The organism is Phormidium tenue FACHB-1050 (assembly GCF_014696925.1).
Lineage (GTDB): Bacteria > Cyanobacteriota > Cyanobacteriia > Pseudanabaenales > Pseudanabaenaceae > Pseudanabaena.
The window spans coordinates 67,716-91,420 of record NZ_JACJQY010000020.1 but is presented as its reverse complement, the minus strand read 5'-3'; the positions used below and the strand labels follow the sequence as shown (position 1 = coordinate 91,420).

Below are 23,705 nucleotides of genomic sequence, written 5' to 3'. Positions count from 1 at the left end.
GTCTGTCCCTGTAAAAATATGGAACACTTTCCCACATTCCCGACACTTGTATTTGACGATTGGTGTACGTTGGCGATCGTGTGGCGCTTGTCCCACTGGTATTGCGTGTCCATTGGGACAATACAATCCTTTCGGATGTAGAATTTCTAATAACCATTCATAGCAGGCTTGCTCATCTAACAATTCCGTCAGGGGAAATTTGATCATGGCATCTCTATCGATTCATGAAAATGACTCCCTCCTATTTTGCCATTTCACCTGCTTCCCCATATGAGCGAAGATTTATCTTACCTGCATTGTTATGACCGATGATAACATTGACCCCATCATTAAAAAGAATCTCTTTGTTTTGGAAGTTTCTAAATCCTTGGATATGAATCTTAGATATATACACAGTTTTACTATCACTTAATTAATGATTTAATTATAATACTTTTGCGACAATTTAGTAATTTAAATCAGATTCTTATCTTAAAGAACATCTTATATTTGAAGTATCCTTTTACAAACGTATGTTGTCATGCAAAGCTGTGTTCAGAGTACAAAAAATTTAGTCTATCTCAGTGTTAGGCTGATCGCTCATGACATATTCTTAGAGCGATCGCCTTGCACTGCTTGCCCCACTAATCCAACCTAACTCATGCTATCATTGACATCACTAATTGATTGCAAAGATGGCTAACATTACGATTCGGAACTTAGATGATGCTCTCAAGGCTAAACTGCGAATTAGGGCAGCGCGGTTAGGGCGTTCTATGGAAGAAGAGGTACGGGTAATCCTCAAAGATGTTCTTGCACAAGAAGATACTCCAAAGAGTCTTGGTGAATCTATCCATCAGCGCTTCGCAAATTTAGGTGGACTTGATTTGCCATCAATTGAGAGAGAACCGATTCGCGATCGCCCATTATTCGAGGATGTATGATTATCCTCGATACAAATGTGCTTTCAGAATTTATGAGAGCAGTTCCTAATCATACAGTTATGGATTGGATTGCACGGCAAGTTTCATCAGAAGTCTTTGTCACCACAATTACACAGGCGGAAATGTATTACGGACTTGCTCTACTGCCTGTAGGAAAACGCCGTAGTGATATGGAGAGAGCAGTGCGGCAGATGTTTCAGCAAGATTTTTTAGAGCGGATTTTGACTTTTGATAGTGCGGCGGCTCTGGAATATGCAAAGTTAGCCTCATTGCGGCGACAAATTGGTAAACCGATCGCCCAAGCTGATGCTCAAATTGCAGCGATCGCTCTTTCTAAAAATGCTGTACTAGCAACTCGTAATATTACAGATTTTTGTGACTGTCAAATAACTCTGGTCAATCCTTGGGAATGTTAAAGATAAAAATACGCAGTTGATTGGTATAGGGGCGATCGCCATCAAGACTTATTTTTAGCGCGATCTCGACATTTCACCGCGCAGGTCTGTGGGGATAATGCGATCTTCTAAGATTTCAGTCATACGCTAATCAAATTCTCCTTGCATGGCTTGGCATTGCTTTCCCCGCGTGCGATCGGCAATTCTTACTAAGTGTCTTACTATTATAAGGCTTTGCGGGGTTGCTTTGCGTCTATACAACCTTTGAGCAAGGAGCTTAACACTTACGAATACAGCAGATGATTTAGGTCTAGCAAAACAATGTAAAGTTCGATTGTTCCATCTCATTGGCATCACAGGCAAAGTATTCTTCAACTTCATGTAAAAATTCTTGTGTTGTTTCGGGCAGATTGACCTTTGCATCTTTAGCGATCGCTTACCAGTCAAATTGAAAGCTTAAGTAAAACTTACATTGCTATACGAAGCAAAAAAGAGAGGGCGATCGCCCTCTCTTTTTTGCTTTTGTATAAGCTAAAAACTATTTAGAAAGAAATAGTAACGCGCCTACAACCAAAAAGATGATTGACCATAACAGTCCCCAAAAAGCAGGATGACTGGAAACTTTGTTGCCATTGGTAGTAGATAGAAGTTCTAAATCCATCCAAGAGGCAATACCACGACGGAACCAACCTTTTGCAGTGGTTTCCATTCCAATCAAGCCCTGTACGCGCTTCATGCCAAAGAAGAAATTCCCTAGAGGACCCCAACGTGAAGCATAGAGCAGATACATCATGCCAGTTTTGTCCTGTAACTTCAGATCAGAACCAAAAACATAACCAGCATCCCCACGCCCGATAAGAGTTCCTTCCAATTGCACAGGTTGACCACGCAGAGGACTAGCATAGGCATCAGACATGAGCGTAATCACATCATTCGCAGGAGCGTTCTTAGAACTGGGGTACATGACCGATCGCTTAAAGATCATCACAGCACCTAGTAATAGAAGTGGAATGGCAATAAATGCTTTTAAACCACCGATGCTTTTAACCAGAACCGCTCCGATCGCTAAACCAATCACAATGGCGATAAATTCTGCACCATAGAGCAGGACATCTTGATAGAAAGTGCCATAGAGACGCTTCTTATCAAGTTGCTTACCTTCGGCAACCACCCGACCCATATCAAACTCCATATCCAGCCCTAACTGCTCAGCATAGTTACTGAGAGCGCGAACTCGCTTACCTGTAAGGGGATGGGTAGAGTTTAACTCCATCCACCAGCCCCAAGGATTGAATAAATCCCAAAGGAATAGGCGACCAACTTTTTCGGGAGAAGAAGAAATTTGGTAAGCAGTACCAGTAGAAGCGGCTGCGGTTGCATCATAAATACCAAGGGCGCGAGTGCCTTGCAGCAATCGACTTGGCTCCTTTGATGTTTCAGTCTCTTGGACAATGCCATAGGCGATTTTGACTAAAGCACGGGATAGAGCATTAGGATTACCCGTTTGTTCCGCCGCAAAATGATCAGCGAAATATTCTCTAGTGCGCGATAGATATAGCAGCAAATATGTACCGACGATATAAAACCCATAGGCAATAAAAGCCGTGATCATGGCTGCATTTTCAGCACGTTCATCATTAACTTTTCTGCCGATTTCGCGGATAGTGACATACAGCAAATAGGTAATTTGCACTAATGTCGAAGCAACGGTCATCACTGCAAAATCCCAATGAACTATATGACCAAGTTCATGGGCATAAACTGTAGCAGCTTCATCATCATCAAGATATTTGAACAACCCTGCACTAACCACCAAACGGGCGCTATCTGGCAAAGCACCATAGGTAAAAGCAGTGGGGTTATTGTCGTCAATAAGACCAAGACGCGGTTGCTTTAGATTTTTGAGACTGCAAATGCGCTGAATTGCTTGGGCTGATTCAGGGCTGAGGCGTTCGATTTCTTCAATCTGCACCCAGCGTGTGTGGTAGAGCCAACCTTGGGTTAAGTCCATGATCCAAGGTGACACAAAGAAAATAATCGCATTTACCACAATTGTGACAATTACGGCAACGCCAAAACCAAGAACTGGATCGGGGCTATTGACGATAAAGATTGTGGCGGTAACTAATGAAAATACAATCCCTACCAGTAGGGCGATCGTAATACTAGAGGCAAGGGCAAGATTTCCTACGATTTTGGCTGTGGCTAGACTTGCGCCAGCTTGAGCGGCTCGCCCTGCTTTTTGGGGTAATTCGGAGTCTGGTGCGGACATAAAATCCTCTCTAAGTTATTGAGTATTAGTCCCGTATCGTGATGTTTTCGTAACGACATGCTCTAAAAACATACCCATAATTCAATATAAATATGATATAGCGATCGCCCTATAGCAGCACACAGAATGGCTACGCCATTTTATGTGCTTACAACCTTTACGGGGTTTATAGCAATGTAAGTTTTGCTTACCAAAGAGTGGCAGCGCTTCGCGCCGCCACTCATCTTTTGAGTTTTGATTTTTGTCCGAGCTATCTCTTACGTTGCTATAGTTTTTAAATCCCCAAAATATAACGATACTTTTGTGAATTAGTCTTATAGCAATGTAAGTTTTGCTTAGGACATAAAACCAAAAAGATGAGTGGCGGCGCTTCGCGCCGCCACTCATCTTTTTGGTTTTGATTTGTCCTATCTATCTCTTGCGTTGCTATAGTGCCGAATAATTAAGGGACAGCGTGAAACACTGCTCCTTAATTTAAGAGGATAAGTTTTGTGCAGTAGTCAATCAATTCATGCAGGAGTTTAAACCGAGTCTTGCCATCGTTAAAGGAGTAGACACCAAAAAACAAAACAGTATCTTTAGAGATTCAAAACTATGCAGAAAATTATTCTCAGTTGCTTTTTCAGTGCGATTTCGATCGCGATCGCTTCCACAACATCAGTCACAGCAGTCAAGGCGCAACCTATGGGTGAGTACCTCGACAGCACTACTTCTCAAGTCATCGAAAAGATTTCTGGTAATATTGTTACCTTCAAAAACAGTGCGGGCGAATCTAACAATTACTTCGTTCCTAACTGGATGATTGACAAATACGCGCTCAAAGTCGGTACTTCAGCCAGTCTCTACAATCGCAATATTGTTCAAGGAATCTATCGCGATCGCTATATTGATGTGGTCAGTCAAGGCTTACTCTCAAACATGGGTGCATTTTCAATTCATGAAACAGAAAGAAATTGCACTACGCTACAAAGTCCTGCTAGTGAGGGTTTAACTTCAGGTAAGCGCGTTTGGTATAAGACCGATAGTTGTCCCTCTGCGATTCCGATTGTAGGCTCTATGTCACTTTATCAACCGAGAGCGGTTACTTCCTCAACCGAAAGCAAAATTGATACGGCTACAACTCCTGAGCCTAGCTCTCCATCAATGTCTAACTAGAGTTATCTATATAGCTGTCGCCAAGTGTATGAGGACATAAAACCCAAGAAGAGAATGGCGGCGCGAAGCGCCGCCATTCTCTTCTTGGGTTTTGATTTTGTCCTAACACAATCGACGGTATCTATACATAAGATGTAGCGTGTTTCGCAGTATCTTAAAACCAAAAAGAATGATTGCGACGCTTTGCGTCGCAATCATTCTTTTTGGTTTTGCTGTAATTATCCCAATTCACAAAAGTGTGACAACACTTTTGTGAATCAAAAACCAAGCCCAGTAAGGTTTTTTAAATTAAGATATGGCGGAGCCATTTCTTAATTTGGTATTAAACATGAATGGCTATGGATTTGACCGCATAACGATCGCTCGTTTTACCGATCGCAAATTTAAAGGACTCAGACACCGTTTTATTAGACTGCGTAGCAAAAACAACCATTCCTATCACACACAAACCTGTCGCGATCGCAAAGATATTGGTGAGGCCCACTAACCCAATCATCTTGCCCATAATTGGACCCGCCAAGGCGATCCCCACATCAAAACCGATCCATGTCATTCCAAATACATAGCCGCGCTCCTGTGGAACCGTGCGATCGGCGAGCAAAGCTACCACCGAAGGAATCACAATGCCAGAGCCAAGCCCTTCGGCAATTCCCGACAATAAAAATGCATAGTCATGATCGGCGAAATAGATAATAGCCATCGACAAGCCATAAAAGAAGATACCAATCGAAATGAAAATGCCACGCCCCCATTCATCACTAAGTCTCGCCACAGGGAAACGAATAATAAAACCAGATAATGCTGCCGCCATGTAGAACAAGCCCGCATTCAACGCGATATGTTTTTGCTGCATCAAAATTGGCATAAAAGAACTAAGCGTTCCAAAGGCGAGTCCCACTAGCAATAAAACCGTAGAAGGAACTCTGACTCGAGGATTAAGGAATGTCTTCCAAAATCCTACTTTTGCACTAGTTGTTGAGGAAACTTGGCGATCGCCAATATTTCCTTCCGTTTCAATTTGAGTTGTCAGCAACAGCCCAGCCAATGCTAACAAAGAGGCTGAGACAAACAGAGGTTGGTATCCCCAAGCTTCATACATCAATCCTCCAATCGCAGGGCCCAAAGCCAATCCTAAAGGATTGACTAAGCTCATGTAGCCAATCACTTCACCCCGTTTCTCAATGGGCGCAAGGTCAGAAACTAAAGCACTATAGCTAGCGGCAAAAGCGGCAATGCTGATCCCATGCACTGCGCGAAAGAACATTAATAAAGGGATAGATGGTAATAATGCATAACATAAGGGAACTATAGCCGCTACAATCAACCCAATTCTCATGGTGTAGCGTCTACCTTTACGATCAGCAAGTCTCCCCAGATAGGAACGACAAACGAGCAATCCGATCGCAAAGGAACCCATAATGATCCCAATTTCGTCAAAGGACTGCGTTAAGGTGCGAATGTAGAGCGGCAAGGTAGGCAACTGGGAAGCCATGCTCGACCAGAAAAATAGACCAGCCAAAAAAATCGCAGTCAGATTTTTGCGAAGGTTCGTATCAAGATTAGAAAAAGTAGTTAAAGACTGCATGATCTGAATATGACCATTAAAATATGGAGCCCAAGTCACTTAAGAGAATTCCACTTTATGGATATCCCTATCAATGACTTGGGCTGCGATTACTTATTTAAGATTATCTCTTAATCTCTAGAGTAGAGATATCAAGCGATCGGGTGAATTAGTTCCCAATCAGAGGAGTTGAGAAGCAACTCCTCTGACTTAGTTCTAGTACTTAACTGGAGCCGAAGAACGATCGCGATCACCAGAACGGGTAGGACGACGAGAGTCATATCCACCTTCACGACCACCGCCACCTGAACGACCACCGCCGCCATCGCCACGATAACCACTTTGACCACGCTTGATTGGTCTACCACTGTTGTAACCACCGCCATCGCGATCGCGTCCACCAGAAGGACTGTGAGGTTGCTTAGCCAAAACTTGCAATGCAGCTTGTTCTGCTTTATCCGATTGCAGTTGAGTATAGGCAAGTTGTAAAGCTGCGGCAGCGATCGCTTGAGGATCATAATCCTCAACCAATTGCGATACTAAAGGTAAAAACGAAGCCAAACGCTCGCCAGACAGAGCCTCTAGAATTTGCTCAGTGAAGCGACCGATGCGACGCTCTTGAATTTGAGCAACATTAGGCAATGGCTGAGGAGGCAAAGGCATTCCCACTTGCTGTTCCAATTGACGCAACTTGTAGCGCTCTTTTCCAGAAATCAGAGTAATCGCAGTTCCCTTTTTGCCAGCGCGTCCAGTGCGTCCAATACGGTGAACATAGCGCTCAGGATCGTCAGGAATATCAAGGTTAAACACATGGGTCAAACCATCAATATCCAAACCACGCGCTGCAATGTCAGTTGCGACAACCCAACGTACTTGTTGGTTACGGAAGCGACGCAATAGATTTTCGCGCTGAGACTGAGAGAGGTTACCGTGATACTCATCAACACTGTGACCAGAAGATTGCAGAATCTCAGTCAGGCGGCTTGCCGAATCCTTAGTCCGTACAAAGATAATGGCTGAAGTTGGAGCTTCGTATTCTAGAACAGGCAGCAAAGCCTCTTCCTTAGTCAAATGATAAGGAACCAGATAAATCTGTTGATCAATACGAGTAGGTGTAGAATCTTGAGTCTCCACCTTGACAGTTACAGGAGACTTCAAGAAGTTCTTTACCAAGCGCTTTACCGCAGGAGGCATAGTTGCCGAGAAGAAAGTACTTTGTTTAGTAGAAGGAGTGGTTACCAAAATCCTTTCAACATCTTGAATGAAGCCCATGTTGAGCATTTCGTCTGCTTCATCCAAAACAAACCAAGCAAGGTGCTCTAATTTTAGCTTCCCACGTTCCATCAAATCGATGACACGACCAGGAGTACCAACGACTACATGGACACCACGTTCCAATTGAACCATTTGGCGACTGATGTCAGATCCACCATATACGGTGAGAATCTTTGCACCAGGTTTGGTATTAAAGCTACGTAGCGCTTGTCCAACTTGAATAGCCAATTCACGAGTTGGAGTTAAAATCAACGCCTGTAATGAGTCGTTGGTCAAGTCTAAGCGCTCTAAAATTGGCAGAGCAAAGGCTGCTGTTTTACCAGTACCAGTTTGAGCTTGACCAAGTACATCTGCTCCTGCGAGCAGTTGAGGAATTGCTTGTTCTTGAATAGCTGTAGGCTCTGTAAAGCCAATCGCTTCAAGCTTAGCAACTCGTGCTTCAGAAATACCGAGAGAAAGAAAAGATGAGGGCATGGATGATCCTAAGATTTGCAGCAAATTTGTTCTACGAACAGTTCGCCTATTCTGCCAATCGCACGGGATAAACAATCACTAACAAAGCCGAAGGACATCTCTGCCCTAAATTTTAAGCGGTTTAAAAAGAGCTTTTCTATGAAAACCTCAGCTTCCAAAGATTAGATTGCTTTGGATAGTCATGCAATGGGAGAAATCAGCAAAATGAAGTTAATTGTTTCTAGTATAAACCTATGTTAAAGATTGTAAACAATCTTTTAGTGGATTTATGTCTATGGTATGGGTGTAAAAGAGTTGATGATCTACTCTGATATAGCATTTCAAGATAAATTAGTCGTCGCCTAAAAGATTTTGTCTGGATGCATCTAACTTTTTCCAAAGTTCTTTGATCTGTAGATAAGCTTCATTAGGCGAAATCTTACCCCCAGTTTCTAAAGCACAAATAATCGAAATACGATTAGTAAACTCTTGCAGATTAGCATCAAAGGCTAAATTTTGCGGAGTGAACTCACCTCTAAAATTAGAGATAGGGTTCAAGAAGCTCTCTTTATCAAGGTTAGACATCTAGATTTAGCCAAAGGGTATAGGCTGGACAGGTTGAGAAGACCTCATGATCGCAGACGTAGAAAACTGTAGGGAAAAGCGATTATTCTGCAACCTGCCCGATTATTTCGGGTCGCCAACAAAACGTTATAAGACCGCAAGCCCAAAGTGACTAATCCTGAATCGTTATCCGAATTAAATTATAGCAAAGATGATTTAAGCCCCCAGTGCCATGAGCTACTTAAACACTTTTAGTTGCTAATGCTCGGAAAACGCTAATTTATCATTGGTTAATTACTATTAGTTTGTAGCAGTAACTTTTTTGAGGGCGACAGCGAGCTTTGATTTGCGACGCGCACCTGTGTTGCCGTGGAGAACTCCACGCTTGACAGCGCGATCAATCTTGCTATAAGCCAAAGACTGTTTAGCATTAACTGCTTCTAGGGCTTCAGGCGTTGGATTTGCCTTATAGGCATCAACTGCTTCTAAATAGCTTTTCATTAAAGTCTTGACGGCTGACTTATATGATTTATTATGCAGACGGTTACGCTCAGCGATCTGAATGCGCTTCTTGGCGGACTTGATGTTTGCCACAGTTTATTCCTTTAGCGAAATGACATGGTTTAAAGCATTTATCATCGTAACATTTTGATTAGATTTTGCAACTATAAAACCAATTTACTTTTTAATTGATTTTTGAATTTGCTTTGGGATTGCTGTTCTGGATTTGGACTTTCTTGGATCTCTATGTTGACTAATCTCACCCTCAAACGCCCATGACCTACCTGAATTTTGTTTCTTTCTTTGGCATTTTTGGCTTGTGCTTTATAGCTTGGATCTTTTCGGAAGATCGTCGAGTCATTCCTTGGCGCGTCATTATCTGGGGAATTGGCTTGCAGTTAGTACTTGGCTATTTAGTTTTTCAGCAGCCCCAAACTAGAGAAGGGTTACGGTGGTTTAGCGGTCTGCTAGATGGCATCTTTGCATCGGCGGATACTGGCGCAAGATTTGTATTTGGACGTTTGCTTGTCCCACCTACAGGACAAGAGCCTTATGCATTATTGCCACTAAGCCCCAATGGTACTTGTCCCCCTGGGCAGGTTTTATTAGATGATCTGACCAGTGTGGCAAACTCGGCTGCAAATTATTGCACAACGAACCGTTTGGCTTATGTATTTGCTTTTCGAGCCTTGCCTGCGGTAGTTTTCTTCTCAGGCTTCATGGCGCTACTGGAAAATTTGGGGATCATTCAAAAGGTCGTGGAGGTTTTTGCTAAGCTCTTTTTCTGGACAATGCGTTTGAGCGGTGCTGAGGCTCTGAGTGGAGCCGCCAATATTTTTGTAGGTATTGAGGCAGCGATCGTGGTCAAGCCTTATTTGCCTAAGATGACTCGCAGTGAATTATGTGCAATCTTGGCTTGTTGCTTTGGGACAGCGGCTTCTTCGACCTTGGCGATTTATGTGAGCTTTTTACGACCAGTTTTTCCAAATATTCTTGGACACTTAGTTTCAGCTTCGATTATTGCGATTCCCGCTTGTTTTGTGTTGTCAAAAATCCTTGTGCCTGAAACAGGTGAACCGCTAACAATGGGTGGTATCCCCAAGGAGGATAAATCCTCAAAATCTGATGAAGAGGGTGAACTAGAAAATGCCGGTGGCGAAGCAATGAAGCGGATGAGTCCCATGGATGCCACAATTATTGGCGCTTTGGATGGCTTGAAGATGGCTGCTTCGATCGCTGCAATTTTGATTTTAATTGTGGGTTTAGTGGATCTGGTTAATCAAATTTTTGCTTGGCTAGCAACTATTAACGATATTTTTAAAGTGGTTAATCTCCCTAATATTCAAGGAGCATTATTTTATCCTTTGACTTTGCTGACAGGAGTATCATTAGAGGATTCTTGGCCAGCTTCAGTGATCATTGGTCGGCGACTACTAGAAACAGCGATCCCACCTTATCAAGCTTTGGCTCAGGCTGCTCAAGCTGGTACGATCAGCGATCGCACCGTGATTATTGTTAGCTATGCATTATCAGGCTTTGCCCATTTAGCCTCTGTAGGAATTTTCGTGGGTGGCACAATTGCTTTGATTCCATCGCGTCGCCGTGATATTTCTGATCTGGGTTGGAAGGCTTTATTTGTGGGTACTTTAGCGACCTTGATGATTTCTTGTATTGCGGGTGTGTTTGACGATGGCAGTCCTAGCATTTTAGGCGAGAAGAAAAAAGCTGAGCCAGCACAAGTTCAGCCTCAAACGACAGCTTCACCAAGTGCTACTCCTAAAGCGTCACCTAGTCCTTTACCAAGTGTGTCGCCTAATAGTACAAGTCCTGTGCCTAGCGTTTCACCGAAAGCATCACCTACTTTGCCGACAACACGTTAAAAAATAAAAGCCTTGCAATGCAAGGCTTTTATCATAAAAAAAGGAGCGCAACGCGCTCCTTTTTTTATTGATTCCGATATTGCTGCAATTCAGATTTTAGTTGAGCAATTTCGGCGCGGAGGTTATCAATAGTTTCTTGCAACTCATCAGGATCGATATCACTATCATCAGTGGTAACAGTTCCCTTTTGTTGTTCGGCTTTTTCCAAGACGGTTTCGACGAAAATACGAATCTGTTCCCGTTGTTCGGCATCAAATTTGCCTAAGGCACTAAGAGCCTCAGTTACCGTTTCTTCAATGCGATCAATTACAGCCTCAGCCGTTGCTCTACCAATAAAGAAAGCGTCTAATGGTGATTTGCTCATGTTTTTTAATTATTGGGTTTAATTATTTTGAAGCTGTTTGGTTTGATGTCTACATCATGATAACAAACCTGAAAAGCATAGACCGCACATCAAGGGCTATGTGCTTTAGAAAGGTGCTTTAATTTTTGGTTCTTTGTAATCTAGCTCCTTCAACTTCTTAAGAATACGGCTAAAGTAGTCCTGCATATAGGCTTCAAGAGTAGTGATATCGTCTTCTTCCAAGCCAAATATTTTGTAAGTTTCCTTCATGTCAGCATCAAGAGGAATGCCACTAGCAAGAACTTCGGCGTAGGTCATGCGCTCCGCAAAACTCCAACCCCATTCAAAGCCCAGAGCCACCTTACGCGCAAAGCGTAATAACCCAAGGGGCATGTTGGCGGTTCTGCGGGTGCGTCCTGACATTCTTTCGCAAAGTTTGATAATTTCGCTGGGTTGCCATGCTTTTGGTCCTGCGATCGCAAAGGATTGACGCTCAGTTTCTTTAACAGTCAAGGCGCGAATAGCAAACTTGGCGATGTCTTGAGTGTTCATATAAGCGATCGGCGAAGACTCGCCGCCAATCCAAATTGTTTGATTTTCAAGGATGGGGATCGCATATTCACCAATTAGGTTTTGGAAAAATCCGCAGGGCTTGAGGATGGTGTAGTTAAGATCGGTAGATTCTAAAAATTTTTCGGTGCAGTATTTAATGTCCATGAGGGGGACGTTAGGGTATTTCTCAGCGTTGAGAATTGAGAAAAATACGAACCGCTCAACCTTAGCGCGTTCAGCAGCTTGAATCAGTGAGACTTTGCCGAGCCAATCGACATCTCTAATTCTGAGAGATCCAGTTGCCCGAGTTGTGGCTGCGTCAATAACTTCGGTGACCCCTTCTAATGCATCATCCAGACTTTGAGGATTATTCAGATTGCCTGCTACTAAGTCTGCACCCCATTCTCTGAGGAAGTTTGCTTTTTTGGGATAACGAACAAAACATTTGACTTTCAGCCCCCGATCTAGTGCGTGACGGGTGATTTGACGACCTAATGTACCTGTCGCACCAACGATCAGTAAGCTCATAAAATTTTTTTATTAAATTGACTTTGTAAACATATATAAATCTAACAGATATTTGGTGACAACTTTTGGTAGGCGATATCAGCGATCGCGATATCTATCTATAGACAGTAAAACCAAAAAATAAAATGGCGTAGCCATTTTATTTTTATAAAACCCATAAAGATAAAGGCGGTGTAAAGCGCCGCCCTTATCTTTATGGGTTTTACTATTTGATTTGTAACTGAATATTACAAAAATACTGGCTAGCAAGAAGAATTATTGAGAACCATCAATGGGTTTGAGTGGCTGTTGTAGGCTAGCAATCATTAAGCATAAAAAATTTTTAATAGTCGGTATTTTTAAAATGTATAACAAATCCACTAAAGATCCAGTAGTTGCCGCAGTTACAGCAGGTTTAGGAGCAGGTGCAGTTGCTTGTTTTAGTGTTAGTCAAGGACAAAATGTTCTTGTAGCAATAGGTGTGACTGCTTTTGCTACTACAGTTGCATTAATTGTTGATCGCTTGTTTTTTAACTAAAATCAATACTCATCAATAGAATAATAGAGGCGTGCTTTGCACGCCTCTATTATTTTGAAGTAGTGAATTTATATCTATAGGAATAGCTAGGAAATTGAGTACTGAACTTAAAAAATTTGTGATGTGGGGCAGCTATTGCGATAACGTTCTCGAAAAACGTACGCCCTTTCGTCAAGCCCATCTTGATAATCTTAAGGCTTTACATGAGGTCGGGACATTGCTAACAGTTGGTCCTACCCAAGATGTGACCAAAGTATTTGCGGTATATGTTGCGACTGATGTAGCAGCAGTAAGAAATTTAGTGGAGTCAGATCCCTATTGGCAAAATGGCATTTGGACAGATTATGAAATCCATGAGTGGATTCAGGTTTACTAAAGAATAAAAGGGCGCTTTGCGCCCTTTTATTCTTTAGTCTCAGAATTTTCATCACTGGTACTTGCCACAAAATGATTGAACAGAATTCTGCTAGTACCTGCGATCGGTGGAGCGACGATCGCACCAACTACGCCAAATAGTTCGGCTCCCACAATAATCGAAAGCAAAAGCTCAAAGGGATCGAGATTCAAATAGGGAGCAACTAGCCAAGGCTGAAGGATAAAGGCTTCAATTTGTTGAAGAGCAAAGCAAATAAATAGAGCGATCGCACCTCTATTAAAATCCACACCCCACGCAGCAATAAAAATTGCCACTAGCGCCACTAGCCCACCGATATAAGGAATTAAATTAGCGATCGCCACTAATAACCCTAAGGCTCCTGCATAGGGAATTCCAAAAATAGAGAGCGTTAAATATGTGCAGAAACCAAGCAAGCTAGATGTGCCAACTCTTCCCACCACATAGGCTCCCAGACATCTAGTAATTGGTGGGATAAGAATCTCAACCTGTTGGCGAATTTCCTTAGAAAAAGGACGCAAGCACCTTCGCACAAGACTATCGGAATTGATCACCATATAAGCAGCAATCAACATACTTAAAATACCTACCCCGATCGCGTTCACTACTTGTAAGGTAAACACAAAAGTCTGACCAACAATGTCTTTGCCAAAATTTTGGGCTTGATCGATCAATGGCTGCGTTTGGAAAATGCGCCTGAGTTCATCTTGGCTAAAATTTAATAGTCCGCCTTTAGGCAATTGAATTTGCTCTAATAAGTTTGGCAACTTAATAAAAAATTGTCCCAGTTCCAAAATAATCTGCGGTGCTGGAGCGATCGCTAAAACGATCACTATTAATAAGAACAAATAGAGTGTTACCACAGCCCACACTCTATTTAAGCCAAATTTCCAGCGATTAAACTTAAAGTGAAAACGGGATATCTGCTCAACGATTGGTGTAATTGCTCCTGCTAAAAACACACTAGTTAGCAATAATTGCAAAGTTTGTTGTAATCGGAAGGCAAGATAAATCGCAACAGCAATGAAGACAATGCGCTTTAGATATTTACTAAAAAAATTTTTGCCATTTAACACAGTTGGTTCTAAGCTTCTGAGAAGTATTCTTTAGTCTGCTGAAGCAGACTTGAGCTTTTAGCCAAGAACTTGAGTTCTTGGTTGGTTGACGTGACTGACCGTTATCGTAAGAAAGCATCGCTTCTGTCCGCCTCTACTTATAATTACCATAGCAAGCCACTCAATCACTAAAAATTTCACATGAACTATGGGTATGAAGCGATCGCGATCGGGCGACGTATTTTATTAGAACTGTTTCGCACATATCGTACTTTACTCTTGTGGGTGATCTTTCCCATTTCCATGCTGTTACTAAACGGGTTTGTCTTAGCAGAAGGTTCAAAAATCACGACAGCTGAATCTTTTAAACTAGCGGCTCCTGCGACTTTAATCGGCTCAGCATTGTTTTTTAGTTGTCTGGGCGGCACGATGTCTACGATTGTCTCCGAAAGGGAAAGTCTAACGATTAAGCGTCTATTAATTTCGCCGATTAATGGGATTTCTTACTTTCTCGGCATTTTCTTCGCCTATGCAGCGATCGGGATTGGACAGACTCTAATCATCTATACAGTGGCAGCGTTCTGGGATGTCCGTTTTAGTGGCTCGATCGCGTTGGGGATTTTCGTGATTTTGGCAAGTATTGGCTCCTACGTGGGAATGGGGTTTGTCCTAGCCACAAAATTTGCTCGTAAAGTCGAAGATGTCAACTCTTTGGTTGCAGGAGTGGGCGTGCCGCTATTGATTTTAGGTGGAGCCTTTTTTCCGACTACCTTTTTATCAAAAGATTTACTCTTGATTACCCAATTTAATCCTGTCTATCATATGAGTGAAGCCTTTACCGCCCTCTCCACTGATAGTAAAACACTCACCAGTCCAGATATGGTGCTACATATTCGATTTTTGATTGGTTTTTTTGTCGTAGCGATCGCCTCAGGTTGGTTCGCCTACAAACGGATGTTACAAACTGAAAGTCACCTATAAGTCAAAAAAAGAAAGAGTGCTTTGCACTCTTTCTTTTTTTGAGCTTTAAGTTGCTATATTAGTCACTTCGATAATTTAATCAAGCCATAAATTCTTTAAAAAGCACTTTATGCGTGAACTATATCCCGCGATCGAGCCATATAGACAGGGAAAGCTCAAGGTTTCCAATTTACATACTATTTATTTTGAAGAATCAGGAAATCCTCAAGGTAAACCAGTAGTAATTTTGCATGGTGGTCCTGGAGGAGGGAGTCAACCACTTTATCGCCAATATTTTAATCCAGACTTATGGAGAATTGTCCAATTTGACCAACGTGGTTGCGGCAATAGTACTCCCCATGCCGAACTTATCGAAAACAGCACATGGCATTTAGTCGAAGATATTGAAACTTTGCGTAAATATCTCAACATTGATCATTGGGTTGTATCTGGGGGAAGTTGGGGCAGTACCCTCGCCCTTGCCTATAGTGAAACCCATCCTGAATATTGCCAAGCCTTGATTTTAAGGGGCATTTTTATGGTGAGGCGCAAAGAATTAGAGTGGTTTTATCAAGAGGGGGCAGGTTATTTTTTCCCTGAAGCTTGGGAACAATACCTTGAGCTAATTCCCACCGATGAACGTCACGATATGATTGCTGCTTACTATCGCCGCCTCACTAGTGATGATTGTCAGGTGCGATCGCAAGCAGCCCGTGCTTGGTCAGTTTGGGAAGCCAGTACTAGCAAGCTCATCCCAGATCTAGAGCTAATAGCTCGCTTTGGCACAGAGGACTTCGCCGAAGCCTTTGCGCGACTAGAATGCCACTATTTTATGAACAAAGGCTTTTTCCTGTCAGAAATGCAACTTCTAGAAAATATTGATCGCATTCGCCATATTCCCACAACCATTGTCCAAGGTCGTTATGATGTGGTCTGTCCCATGTTTACAGCTTGGGAGTTACATCAAACTTTTCCTGAAGCTGAGTTTATTGTTGTGCCCGATGCAGGACATTCCATGACTGAGGTTGGCATTCGTAGCGCTTTAATTGAAGCGGGCGATCGCCTTGTCCCATAAAAGCGCTCCCATAACCTGATACGTAGCTAGTTGTAGCAGGTACAGACTAAGAACAACTAACGAGTAACATAATGGCGGAAAAGAAGCACGTAAAAACTAGCATTAGTATCATTACTCAATTTTATCCACCAGACTATGCAGCAACTGGTCAGTTTGTATATGACTTAGCGGGGGGATTAGCTGAAGAAGGATTTGAGGTAAGCGTGTTTACTGGGATGCCTGGATATGCTTTCAACCAAACGGATGTCAAACATGAAGAGATTGATAATGGGGTGTTTGTACGACGCACTGGCTCTATCCACCTCATGTCTAAGCGAATTCGCAACAAAATTTTTGGCAGTGTCTTATTCTTAGCCCGATGCGTAATTAAATTTCTGAGTAAAGACATTCGTGGCTCCCATCTTGTATTAACTTCTGCACCACCATTTTTGGGACTAATTGGATGGTTTTACAATAAAGTTTCTGGTCATACCTATAGCTGCATTATTTATGACATTTATCCTGAAGTAGCCATCCGCTTAAAAGTAGTTGCTGATAATCATTGGGTTATTAAATTTTGGGAATTTATCAATCACAAGGTTTGGAATCGATCAGAGTCATTGATCGTTCTCAGTGAACCAATGAAGCAACTCTTGATTAAAAAACATCAACATCTCGAAGACAAGATTCATGTTATTCATAGTTGGGCTGACCCTAAATTTATTACTCCACTTGCCAAATCAGAAAATTGGTTTGCCAAACACCATGGATTAACTGATTGTTTTGTTGTGCTTTATTCAGGTAATCTAGGGCGTTGCCATGATAGTAAAACCATCCTCAAATGTGCCCAGTTACTCACCAGTCGGACTGACATAAAGTTTGTATTTATTGGCAATGGTGTAGGTTCACATATTATTAAACAGGCGATCGCTGCGGGACAATTGCCCAACGCCCTGCAATTGCCTTATCAAGATCGCGAGGTTTTACCATACTCATTAACGGCTTGTGATCTCTCGTTAGTAAGTATTTTGCCTAATGTCGGTGATACGATCGCCCCATCAAAAATGTATGGCATGTTAGCGGCTGGAAAACCTGTGGCAGCAATCTGTCCTACGGATAATTATTTGCGAGAAATTGTGGATGAGGGCAATTGTGGAGCTTGTTTTGAGAATGGCGATGCTCAAGGATTAGCTGATTATATTTGTTGGCTTGTGTCAAATCCTCAGTTTCAAGACAACCTAGGCAAGAATGCCCGAAAATTATTAGAACGCCACTACACAATTGATCAAGCTATTCCCAAATACATCGACGCTCTGAGGCTAAGAGATCAATTTCCTAAACCAATTGAACAAAATCAATTGAGTTTTTATAAAACTGAAAAAGCTGTATAGCGATCTATAGCTGTCGCCATTCTTATTAGGACATAAAACCCAAATAGTGTGAGGCGGCGCTTCGCGCCGCCTCACACTATTTGGGTTTTGATTTGTCCTGATACAGGAGGCTATAGCTATAGGTGCTGAAACGCCCATTTCATGCTGACTAAAAAGACTCAAATACGTCAATCACTCTTTAACTGTCCAGTGCCTATTTATGCGACAAAGGCTTGTTCAATATAAGACTGCAAGCAAAAATCTTCTGAGGCTGTACGGCGGACTAAAGCCACATCAAACCGACAGGAAAGTGTTGCTAAATGGGGATATTTGCCTAAAAATATAGATGCGGCTCTAATAAGTTTGGCTTGCTTTTTAGGGGTAATCGCCAGACTGCCATCACTATCCCAATTGCGATCGCTACGGGTTTTAACTTCAATAAATAGCAACCATTGGCGATCACAAGCAATCAAATCCAACTCTCCCCAACGACATCGCCACTGAGTTTCTAAAATTTCCCACCCGTTCGATTGTAAGAGATGGGCTACTAGCATCTCTCCGCGATCGCCTACTTTTTTTACCATAAGGATTATGCGATTTAATAAACTAATCTATTTTTTTATGTCGCGGCTTTGCCGCGCCACAAAAAATAGGTTCCTTATCTTAAGACTCAGTTATCATAAAGATTATGAAAATCACAGTTTTTACGTTACGCAATTTTACTTTTAAAGCGATCTTTAAAGTCATAAATATACTGCTGCTGAGCCTAACTCTAACTTTGACTAGCACTCAGCTTGCTGTAGCAGATGTATATGTGAAAGCTTTTCTCGAAGGAGCCGACTTTTCGGAGCGATCGCTGCAAGGCTATCAGTTTAACGAGTCCGATCTACGCAATACATCATTTGTGAATGCTGACGCACAAGGAGTCAGTTTTTTTGCAGCCAATATGAAAGAGTCAAATCTGACAGGAGCAAATCTCAGCTATAGCACGCTTGATAATGCACGTCTTGACAAGGCAAACTTAACCAATGCCATCATTCAAGGCTCATTTGCTTACGGAACTTCTTTTAATAACGTAATCATTGATGGTGCAGACTTTACGGATGTGGATCTACGTCCGCCAATTCGTCAAAAACTCTGTCTATCAGCAAAGGGGCAAAACCCAGTTACAGGAAGAATGACCCGTGAAACTCTTGAGTGCGACTAAATCCCACTGTATCGGCTTTAAGCCCTAACTTTGGAGGCAATTGCCATATTTGTATTAAGTTACCCTATTTTAGGGAGTATGATTCTCTGTGTGCATAGCACAGAATTTTTGGGAACTATTTTTAACAAATAGTTTGACTGATACAAATACCTGATATCTGTGCTAACAATACTTGTCCTGAGGATCGCTCTGCCTATTAGTGTATGCAGTTAAATGAAACTTCCAACGACCTATCAAGTGGCAGATTACTACAAAGAAGCTTATTGCCACAAAGCTTGCCTGCTTACCCGGGGCTAGAGATTGCTGCGGAAGTATGGACAGCAGTAGATCTTGGTGGCGATTATTATCAGTTTTTAGAGCAATCAGGCACATTAGCTGTAGCGATCGCCGACTCTTCAGGCAAATCAGTCGCTGGGGCAATTCATGCTGCTTTATTTAAAGGACAATTGGATGCCTATGGTCAGCAGGGGAGGCTCCAAAACCCTTCTTCCATGTTGAATTCTTTGAACCAATTACTTTGCAAAAGCGGCACTGATGATGCGATCGCCTTTTGTTATGGTGCGCTTGATCTAGTTAACTATGAGCTGCATCTGGGTAATGCTGGCATTCCCGGACCTTTAATTTATCGGGCTGCAACTAATACCTGTGAAGAGGTTGTCAACCCTGCGATCGCCTTGGGGCGCTTTGATAGTGCAGCCTATAAAGCCACTTCGCGATCGCTGCATGAAGGGGATATTGCTATCTTTTTTAGTGATGGACTATTTGAAGCCACTAGTCCATCGGGAGAAGAATTTGGCAGATCTAACGGGGCTGATATTTCCCCACTACGCAAAACCGTAATTGAACTAGCTGAATATTCAGCTACAGATATTTTACAAGGCTTAAAGATTGCCCTTGATCAATTTTCAGAACTAGACGTTCCTGACGACGATGTTTCGATCGTGGTGATTAAACTTAAAAACAAGGTTAAATTTTCTGAACTGCGTAACTGTCCATATCTGGAGGCTTTACAAGCTTGGCAACGATCTGAAGAAACCGATGAATCTTGCTTATTGCGGGGAACCCGTCTCGCTGAATCCCTAGCTTGGGCTGATGGTCAACCAGAATTACCGAGAATCGATCTTAACTTTTTAGAGGCTTCACAAAGAGTTAACGAGCGGGAACAAATGATAGCAGCACGTGCAGCTGATGCTGATCGTCTCGAAAAACTGAGCCAAGAACTCGAAAAAAGCCTAGAGTCCGAACGTCGTCAGCGTGTAATTGCTGAGATGGGCGAAATCAACGAAAAAATAGTTGCTTACACCATTTCTTCAGAAGCACTATTTCTTTCTAATAATCATATTGAAGCGATGATTGCGGGCGTAATTGGTGGTGTACAGCTCAAACGCCTTACAACTCAAGTTGACGAAAGCACTCTTGAGAATCTACGTGCCAATACCCAAATCCGAGCGATTACGGCTCTAGAACAAGTCGTCTATGGTACTCATGAATTCAATCGTCTTGAAGGACATGGATTTTGGGTTAATAAGGTTTGCTATTCTCGCGATGGTCAATTTATTGCTTCTGCTAGTAGCGATCGCACCATCAAAATTTGGGACGCATCAGGAGTTTTACTCCAAACCTTAAGCAGTCATACAAATTGGGTAACTAGCGTTGCTTTTAGCCCCAACGGCAACCTATTGGTGTCAGGTAGCCGCGACAATATGGTCAAGATCTGGAAACGTGATGAATCTACAGGTAAATTTGCCGCTCAACCCATCGCTACCCTCAGAGGTCATGAAGGTCCTGTTTTAGACGTATGTTTCAGTCATGACGGTGAGATGATTGCCTCAGCAAGCGAAGATACAACCGTTAAACTTTGGAAAAATGATGGCACTGTAATTCGTACTTTGCGTGGCGGTCATGATCGTTGGGTTACCTGTGTAGCTTTTCATCCCAATAGTAAGTCTCTAGTTTCAGGTAGTGCCGATCGCAATCTGATCATCTGGAATACTCTGGGCGTACCCATCAGACATTTACGAGGACATGACAGTTTTGTAGAAAGTGTTGCCTATGCACCTAATGGTTTAGCAATTGTTTCTGGAATCCGCGATCGCACCGTTAAAATGTGGGGATCAGATGGAATATTACTGAAAACTTTTTATGGACATTCTGACAAAGTATGGAGCGTCGCCTTTAGTCATGACAATCACACGGTAGCTTCAAGCGGATTTGACCGCACAATTCGCGTTTGGGACATAGAACAGGGTTTGCAATATACGTTTCAAGGGCATGGCGACGTTGTCCATAGTATTGCCTTTAGTCCCGATGGCAAAACTCTTGCCTCGGCCAGTCGAGATACCACTGTCAAACTCTGGGCAATCCGTGGTACTCCTTTAAGAACTTTGATGGGACATACAGATGAAGTGTTCTCGGTTGCAGTCAGTCCTAACTCTAAATTTTTGGCATCTACATGTAAGGATAAAACAGTTAATCTCTGGAATGCCAATGGTACTCTTGAGGCGGTCTTAGAAGGTCATAACGATAAGGTTAACTGCGTCACCTTCAGTCCCGATAGTTCTACCATATTGACCGCCGCCGCCGATGCTAGTATCAAAATCTGGAGAACTGATGGAACCTTAGTTGATACCATTAGCGCCCATCGTGCGGAAATTTATAAGGTTGTTTATCGTTGTGACGGTCAAGTTTTTGCTTCTTGTAGTGCAGATGGTACTGTCCGAGTTTGGAGTGCTGATGGAAAATGGCTACAAACGCTCACAGGACACACTGCGGAAGTTTACAGTATCGATTTTGCTCCCGACGGCAGTATGCTTGCCTCCGCAAGTAAAGACAAACTGATTAATCTCTGGAGTTGGGATGGCACTCTGTTAGGAACTTTAGACGGACATAGCGCTGAAGTTTATACAGTTTGCTTCAACCCCAACGGCAAGATGATTGCCAGTGGCAGTATGGATCAAAGTGTAAAACTTTGGAGTATTGAAGGGCAATTAATCAAAACCTTAAATGGTCACAGTGCAGAAGTCACTAGTGTCTGTTTTAGTCCCGATGGCAAGTCGATTGTTTCAGCTAGTGAAGACTCTACTATTCAATTTTGGAGTGGTGATGGTACGCTTTTACGCACCTTTAATGGACATCAAGGACCAGTGCGAAGTGTCTGCTTTAGTCCCAATGGCAAAATTCTGGTGTCATCGGGTGAAGATCGGAAGATCATCATGTGGAATCTCGACCTCGAAAATCTCCTAATGCGGGGATGCCAATGGTTACAGGAATATTTAAGAACGAATATTAATGTTTCCGAAGAGGATAAGCGTACCTGCTTAGGTGGCTGTGGCTGGCTCTACAAATACCTCAAATCCACTCCTCCTTCCTGATTTTAAACAATAAAAAAGCCTCGCTTAGCGAGGCTTTTTTATTGTTTAAAATCTAAGAACTATTTCAAGATCTTAGTTACAACACCTGAACCAACTGTACGACCGCCTTCACGAATAGCGAAGCGCATTTCGTTTTCGATCGCAATAGGGTTGATCAACTCAACTGTCATCTTGATGCGATCACCAGGCATTACCATTTCTGCCTCAGTACCATCATCAGCAGTGAAGCTCGCAATAGTACCAGTTACATCAGTAGTACGTACATAGAACTGAGGGCGGTAGCCAGGGAAGAAAGGAGTCTTACGACCGCCTTCTTTCTCAGTCAAAATATAGACTTGACCTTCAAATTGAGTGTGAGGATTGATTGACTTAGGCTTAGCCAAAACCATACCACGCTCAATGTCAGCCTTCTGAATACCACGCAACAATAGACCTGCGTTGTCACCAGCTAGACCTTCATCTAGGCTCTTCTTGAACATTTCAATACCAGTAACGGTAGTAGTACGGGTATCGGTAATACCAACAAGTTCCACGATATCGCCAACCTTAACAGTACCACGCTCAATCCGACCAGTTGCCACCGTACCACGACCAGTGATCGAGAATACGTCTTCAACAGCCATCAAGAAAGGCTTGTCAACTGCACGCTCAGGAGTAGGAATGTAGGAATCAACAGAATCCATCAAAGTCCAAATTTTATCAACCCAAGGATTGGTTCCACGAGCAGTTTTAGGATCTTTGGTCATTTGCTCAACAGCTTTCAGCGCGGAACCACGAGTGATGGGAATATTGTCGCCGTCAAAATCGTAGGAAGAAAGCAATTCACGAACTTCAAGTTCAACTAGTTCAACTAGTTCTTCTTCGCCTTCCATTTGGTCTTCTTTGTTCAAGAAAACAACGAGGTTAGGTACACCAACCTGACGAGCAAGCAAGATGTGTTCACGGGTTTGTGGCTCAGGACCGTCAGCAGCAGATACTAGCAAGATAGCTCCGTCCATTTGAGCTGCACCAGTGATCATGTTCTTAACATAGTCAGCATGTCCTGGACAGTCAACGTGAGCATAGTGACGCTCTACAGTTTGATACTCAACGTGAGCAGTATTGATGGTGATACCACGAGCTTTTTCTTCAGGAGCAGCATCGATTTGGTCATATGCTTTAGCTGTTGCTTGACCTGCGGCGGCAAGAGACATGGTAATTGCAGCAGTTAAAGTGGTCTTACCGTGGTCAACGTGACCAATAGTACCGATATTGACGTGGGGTTTAGTTCTCTCGAATTTAGCGCGTGCCATTTTTTCGTAATTATCCTTAACTTTAGTGATTGTTACTCTAGTTTATAGAGCATTTTGGGTAATTGCTACTCTAGTTTATA

General features: G+C 42.6%; 23 protein-coding genes. 11 read left to right on the top strand and 12 right to left on the bottom strand.

The annotated features are described in order from the left end of the window. Together H6G05_RS13625 and H6G05_RS26020 are read right to left on the bottom strand one after the other, a co-directional pair. The coding region (locus H6G05_RS13625) for an IS1 family transposase (RefSeq protein ID WP_190578217.1) at positions 1-207 on the bottom strand (207 nt) is incomplete at its 3' end. 34 nt (positions 208-241) lie between these two features. Next, positions 242-394 (bottom strand): AAA family ATPase, encoded by a 153-nt coding sequence (locus H6G05_RS26020; RefSeq protein WP_339383070.1) that lies wholly within the window; start codon positions 392-394, stop codon positions 242-244. A gap of 280 nt (positions 395-674) precedes the next feature. Here H6G05_RS26020 and H6G05_RS13615 point away from each other — a divergent pair, with 280 nt between their 5' ends. Both H6G05_RS13615 and H6G05_RS13610 read left to right on the top strand, forming a co-directional pair. Next, entirely contained in the window at positions 675-923 is a 249-nt protein-coding gene (locus H6G05_RS13615; RefSeq protein ID WP_190578686.1) for a FitA-like ribbon-helix-helix domain-containing protein, read from the top strand. Further along, on the top strand, positions 920-1,339 hold the full coding sequence (locus H6G05_RS13610; RefSeq protein WP_190578685.1) for a type II toxin-antitoxin system VapC family toxin: 420 nt from the start codon (positions 920-922) through the stop codon (positions 1,337-1,339). The genes H6G05_RS13615 and H6G05_RS13610 overlap by 4 nt, the downstream gene beginning before the upstream one ends. 517 nt (positions 1,340-1,856) lie before the next feature. Here the strand turns inward: H6G05_RS13610 and H6G05_RS13605 are convergent. After that, the gene (locus tag H6G05_RS13605; RefSeq protein WP_190578684.1) at positions 1,857-3,590 is read right to left on the bottom strand and encodes a zinc metalloprotease HtpX; all 1,734 of its coding nucleotides are present in this window, start codon (positions 3,588-3,590) and stop codon (positions 1,857-1,859) included. A gap of 594 nt (positions 3,591-4,184) precedes the next feature. Here H6G05_RS13605 and H6G05_RS13600 point away from each other — a divergent pair. Then, positions 4,185-4,745: a hypothetical protein gene (locus tag H6G05_RS13600; protein ID WP_190578683.1), complete on the top strand. Its 561-nt coding sequence runs from the start codon at positions 4,185-4,187 to the stop codon at positions 4,743-4,745. Positions 4,746-5,067: 322 nt separating this feature from the next. On the opposite strand, the gene H6G05_RS13595 is transcribed toward H6G05_RS13600, so the two are convergent. From H6G05_RS13595 to rpsT, 4 genes are all read right to left on the bottom strand, one after another. Further along, on the bottom strand, positions 5,068-6,369 hold the full coding sequence (locus H6G05_RS13595) for an MFS transporter (protein WP_322096365.1): 1,302 nt from the start codon (positions 6,367-6,369) through the stop codon (positions 5,068-5,070). Positions 6,370-6,525: 156 nt separating this feature from the next. Next, positions 6,526-8,058 carry a DEAD/DEAH box helicase gene (locus H6G05_RS13590; protein ID WP_190578682.1) on the bottom strand — a complete coding sequence of 511 codons (1,533 nt, stop codon included), beginning with the start codon at positions 8,056-8,058 and terminating at the stop codon, positions 6,526-6,528. Positions 8,059-8,388: 330 nt separating this feature from the next. Then, positions 8,389-8,622 carry a DUF7219 family protein gene (locus H6G05_RS13585; protein ID WP_190578681.1) on the bottom strand — a complete coding sequence of 78 codons (234 nt, stop codon included), beginning with the start codon at positions 8,620-8,622 and terminating at the stop codon, positions 8,389-8,391. A gap of 279 nt (positions 8,623-8,901) precedes the next feature. Further along, a complete protein-coding gene (gene rpsT / locus H6G05_RS13580; RefSeq protein ID WP_190578680.1) occupies positions 8,902-9,195 on the bottom strand; it encodes a 30S ribosomal protein S20 in 294 nt (97 codons plus the stop codon). A gap of 182 nt (positions 9,196-9,377) precedes the next feature. Here rpsT and H6G05_RS13575 point away from each other — a divergent pair, with 182 nt between their 5' ends. Next, a complete protein-coding gene (locus H6G05_RS13575) occupies positions 9,378-10,982 on the top strand; it encodes a NupC/NupG family nucleoside CNT transporter (protein WP_190578679.1) in 1,605 nt (534 codons plus the stop codon). A gap of 64 nt (positions 10,983-11,046) precedes the next feature. Here the strand turns inward: H6G05_RS13575 and H6G05_RS13570 are convergent, their stop codons facing one another. Then, a complete protein-coding gene (locus tag H6G05_RS13570; RefSeq protein WP_190578678.1) occupies positions 11,047-11,346 on the bottom strand; it encodes a DUF6825 family protein in 300 nt (99 codons plus the stop codon). A 105-nt stretch (positions 11,347-11,451) separates the two neighbouring features. Next, a complete protein-coding gene (locus H6G05_RS13565) occupies positions 11,452-12,405 on the bottom strand; it encodes an NmrA family NAD(P)-binding protein (RefSeq protein ID WP_190578677.1) in 954 nt (317 codons plus the stop codon). Between the two features lie 343 nt (positions 12,406-12,748). Here H6G05_RS13565 and H6G05_RS13560 point away from each other — a divergent pair, with 343 nt between their 5' ends. Together H6G05_RS13560 and H6G05_RS13555 are read left to right on the top strand one after the other, a co-directional pair. Further along, entirely contained in the window at positions 12,749-12,922 is a 174-nt protein-coding gene (locus H6G05_RS13560; protein ID WP_190578676.1) for a hypothetical protein, read from the top strand. A 94-nt stretch (positions 12,923-13,016) separates the two neighbouring features. Then, positions 13,017-13,298: a YciI family protein gene (locus H6G05_RS13555; RefSeq protein ID WP_408962476.1), complete on the top strand. Its 282-nt coding sequence runs from the start codon at positions 13,017-13,019 to the stop codon at positions 13,296-13,298. A 26-nt stretch (positions 13,299-13,324) separates the two neighbouring features. Here H6G05_RS13555 and H6G05_RS13550 read toward each other — a convergent pair whose 3' ends face one another. Further along, entirely contained in the window at positions 13,325-14,392 is a 1,068-nt protein-coding gene (locus tag H6G05_RS13550; protein WP_190578675.1) for an AI-2E family transporter, read from the bottom strand. Positions 14,393-14,572: 180 nt separating this feature from the next. Between H6G05_RS13550 and H6G05_RS13545 the strand changes: the two genes are divergently transcribed. From H6G05_RS13545 to H6G05_RS13535, 3 genes are all read left to right on the top strand, one after another. Beyond that, positions 14,573-15,352, top strand: coding sequence for an ABC transporter permease (locus tag H6G05_RS13545; RefSeq protein WP_190578674.1), 780 nt, complete (start codon positions 14,573-14,575; stop codon positions 15,350-15,352). Positions 15,353-15,461: 109 nt separating this feature from the next. Then, positions 15,462-16,406: a prolyl aminopeptidase gene (gene pip / locus H6G05_RS13540; RefSeq protein ID WP_190578673.1), complete on the top strand. Its 945-nt coding sequence runs from the start codon at positions 15,462-15,464 to the stop codon at positions 16,404-16,406. A gap of 71 nt (positions 16,407-16,477) precedes the next feature. Further along, positions 16,478-17,776 (top strand): glycosyltransferase family 4 protein, encoded by a 1,299-nt coding sequence (locus H6G05_RS13535; protein WP_190578672.1) that lies wholly within the window; start codon positions 16,478-16,480, stop codon positions 17,774-17,776. A 197-nt stretch (positions 17,777-17,973) separates the two neighbouring features. Here H6G05_RS13535 and H6G05_RS13530 read toward each other — a convergent pair whose 3' ends face one another. Next, complete coding sequence (locus H6G05_RS13530) at positions 17,974-18,339, bottom strand: YraN family protein (protein WP_190578671.1); 366 nt, start codon at positions 18,337-18,339, stop codon at positions 17,974-17,976. 104 nt (positions 18,340-18,443) lie between these two features. On the opposite strand from H6G05_RS13530, the gene H6G05_RS13525 reads away from it, so the two are divergent. After that, positions 18,444-18,962 carry a pentapeptide repeat-containing protein gene (locus H6G05_RS13525; protein ID WP_190578670.1) on the top strand — a complete coding sequence of 173 codons (519 nt, stop codon included), beginning with the start codon at positions 18,444-18,446 and terminating at the stop codon, positions 18,960-18,962. Between the two features lie 203 nt (positions 18,963-19,165). Continuing rightward, complete coding sequence (locus H6G05_RS13520; protein WP_190578669.1) at positions 19,166-22,333, top strand: WD40 domain-containing protein; 3,168 nt, start codon at positions 19,166-19,168, stop codon at positions 22,331-22,333. A 59-nt stretch (positions 22,334-22,392) separates the two neighbouring features. On the opposite strand, the gene tuf is transcribed toward H6G05_RS13520, so the two are convergent. Further along, on the bottom strand, positions 22,393-23,625 hold the full coding sequence (gene tuf, locus H6G05_RS13515) for an elongation factor Tu (RefSeq protein ID WP_190578668.1): 1,233 nt from the start codon (positions 23,623-23,625) through the stop codon (positions 22,393-22,395). Between the last annotated feature and the right edge of the window lie 80 nt (positions 23,626-23,705).